2 protein-coding genes are annotated in these 1,242 nt (G+C 35.5%); both read left to right on the forward strand.

Annotated elements, in window-relative coordinates:
• Nucleotides 1-13: 13 nt before the first annotated feature.
• Entirely contained in the window at nucleotides 14-310 is a 297-nt protein-coding gene (locus V7S50_RS33950) for a transposase (RefSeq protein ID WP_088079863.1), read from the forward strand.
• A gap of 8 nt (nucleotides 311-318) precedes the next feature.
• Complete coding sequence (locus V7S50_RS33955; protein WP_252209167.1) at nucleotides 319-1,200, forward strand: IS3 family transposase; 882 nt, start codon at nucleotides 319-321, stop codon at nucleotides 1,198-1,200.
• Nucleotides 1,201-1,242: the final 42 nt, after the last annotated feature.

Raw genomic sequence — 1,242 nt, forward strand, 5'->3', positions numbered from 1 at the left:
AGGGGATTTTTCTGTGGGCAAAATTAGGGTCACTTACGATGTGGAATTTAAGAAAAAAGCTGTAGATTTATATTTAAAAGAAGGTATGAGCTATAAAACTATTGCGACAGAATTAGGTATTCATCATTCAGTTGTAAGTCGATGGGTGAAACACTTCGAAGCTGAAGGTATCAAAGGACTAGAAGAAAAACGTGGGAAAGCAAAAGGTCCCGGTTTAGGTAGACCAAGAACGAAACCCGAAAATTCAGAGACTAAGATTAAACGATTAGAAGCGGAGAATGCGATGTTAAAAAAGCTCTTAGGAATGTAAAAGGAGGCATGCCAGCTATATCCAAAATGAGAAAGTTTGAAGTGATATATGAGATATTAGAAACAGGATATACAGTTACTCTATTATGTGCCATTGCTGGTGTAACCCGAAGTGGCTATTACAAATGGATAAAGCGACACGCAGTGCCTTCTAAAAAACAATTAGCGGACACTGAATTCAAGAAAAAAATATTGGAGTGTCATGCAAAACTAAGAGGGATTTATGGATATAGAAGAATACAAGTGTGGCTGAAAGCCACATATAACCTTCATTTGAATCATAAGCGTATCCAAAGATTGATGAATGAATTAGGTATCAAAGCTATAATTAGGAAAAAACGACCTTATTACGGAAAAAAAGAGGCGTATGTGATTTCAGAGAACCATCTAAATAGAGACTTTCAAGCTTCAAGACCAAATGAGAAATGGGTAACTGATATTACCTACTTAATTTTCAATGGACAGCGCTTGTACTTATCCGCCATTAAGGATTTATATAATAATGAGATTGTTGCCTATGAAATCAGTCGTAGAAATGACTTAAAGCTTGTTTTAGATACACTTAAAAAGGCAAAGAAAAAACGAAATGTGAAGGGAATCCTCTTGCATAGTGATCAAGGATCCCAGTACACATCTCGTCAATATAATCAATTACTTAAAAAATATCAGATGAAGGCAAGTATGTCTCGAAGAGGCAACTGTTGGGATAATGCTTGCATGGAAAACTTCTTCAGTCACTTTAAGGCAGAGTGTTTTCATTTAACCTCCTTCCGTAAAGCGAATGAGGTTAAACTTGCCGTACGCAAATATATACATTTTTATAATCATCAAAGATTTCAAAAGAAATTAAATAACCTGAGTCCATATAAATATAGAACTCAGGTTGCTTAGTTGCGCTTTTTAAATACTGTCTACTTGACAGGGGTCACTCCA

Origin of the sequence: Bacillus sp. CCNWLW194, assembly GCF_037120585.1 — a bacterium.
GTDB classification, from domain to species: domain Bacteria; phylum Bacillota; class Bacilli; order Bacillales; family Bacillaceae_G; genus Bacillus_A; species Bacillus_A basilensis.

Bases quoted from the DNA above. Each gene is read 5' to 3' on its own strand.
- V7S50_RS33955 (WP_252209167.1), top strand. From the start codon at position 319: ATGCCAGCTATATCCAAAATGAGAAAGTTTGAAGTGATATATGAGATA.